Origin of the sequence: Plantactinospora sp. ZYX-F-223 (assembly GCF_039649625.1) — a bacterium.
In the GTDB taxonomy this organism is placed as follows: Bacteria; Actinomycetota; Actinomycetes; order Mycobacteriales; family Micromonosporaceae; genus Plantactinospora.
Genome location: NZ_JBDJAV010000170.1, coordinates 1 through 1,203, shown reverse-complemented (window position 1 = coordinate 1,203; position 1,203 = coordinate 1). Strand labels below are relative to the sequence as shown.

Below are 1,203 nucleotides of genomic sequence, written 5' to 3'. Positions count from 1 at the left end.
CTACAGCGGTTGAAAGTCTGGGGTCTGTTTCGGTCATGGTGGTTCCGGTCGCAGGCTGAGTCCGGTCTGGGTGAGGAAGCCGGGGATCAGGTCGGGTCGGTACTGGATGCGCTTGAGTCGGTTGCGGATGATCGCGGCGAGGTGGTCCACGCCGTCGACGGCGAGGTTGCCCAGGCTGGACTTCACCGTTGACCACAGGCCCTCGACGGGGTTGAGGTCGGGTGCGTAGGCGGGTAGCTGGACCACGGTCAGCCAGCGGTGGCGGGCGGCGATGAGTTGGCGCATCGCCGTGCTGGTGTGGGTGTTGACCCCGTCCCAGATCAGGATGATCGGGGCGTGGAGTTGGTGGTGCGCGGCGGTGATCAGGGTGGCGTAGTCGTCCTCGGACAGGCTGCGGCGCTCGCCTCTGCGTCCGCGGTGGACGCGCAGGCGGTAGAAGACGTGGCCGCGCTGGCCGGGCTTGTAGGCGATCAGCCCGGCGATCGAGACCCGACCCGAGCCTCGACCCGACACCCGCACTACGGGTGTGTGGCCCTTGCGGGCCCAGGTACGGGCCCTGGGCGGGCGCAGCGTCTGTCCGGCCTCGTCCTCGAAGACGATCCACGCTCCGGTCGCCGCCGCTAGCCTCGTACCTTGGCCCAGGTGGTGGCCCGCCAGTCGGCGATCGCGTCCTCGTCCCGCTGCACCGCGCGGTGTGTGGGCACCTGAGGGCTGTAGCCCATGCGGTGCAGCAGGTAGGACACGCCACGCGGCGTGTAGGAGACGTGGAACAGCCGGCCGATCACCGTGGCGACCCGGGCCAGGGTCCACCGCTGGTCCTCGGTCCAGCCGTGCGCGGCCGGGCCGAGGTCCAACTCGGCCCGCAGCCGCAGGAGCTGATCGGGCGAGAGCCGGGAGACGTTTCCACCTGGCCCGGTCGAGGCCAGGGCGGTCATCCCACCCGCACGCCAGCGGCGCCGCCACTGGTAGACCGACTTCGTCGACACCCGCAACCGGGCCGCGACCCGCGTCGCCGGCACATCCACGGCGAACATCCGCGCGGCCTGCATCCGTACCTGTTCCCGCTTGGCCCGTCCCGCAGCGGACAGGCCACCACCATCGGCGTACCTCACACCACAGGCATAGATCGAACCTGACCGGGCGTCCATAGTGGTTGATCACATTCGGTTATCCAGATCAGACCCCAGCCATTCAAACGCTGTA

At 69.2% G+C, this 1,203-nt stretch carries 2 protein-coding genes; both read right to left on the bottom strand.

What is annotated here, in order from left to right; all coding sequences use genetic code 11:
* Nucleotides 1-33: 33 nt before the first annotated feature.
* Nucleotides 34-600, bottom strand: a complete 567-nt coding sequence (locus AAH979_RS43015) for a transposase (RefSeq protein ID WP_346263875.1) — start codon at nt 598-600, stop codon at nt 34-36.
* Between the two features lie 20 nt (nt 601-620).
* Nucleotides 621-1,112 carry a winged helix-turn-helix domain-containing protein gene (locus AAH979_RS43010; RefSeq protein ID WP_346263874.1) on the bottom strand — a complete coding sequence of 164 codons (492 nt, stop codon included), beginning with the start codon at nt 1,110-1,112 and terminating at the stop codon, nt 621-623.
* Between the last annotated feature and the right edge of the window lie 91 nt (nt 1,113-1,203).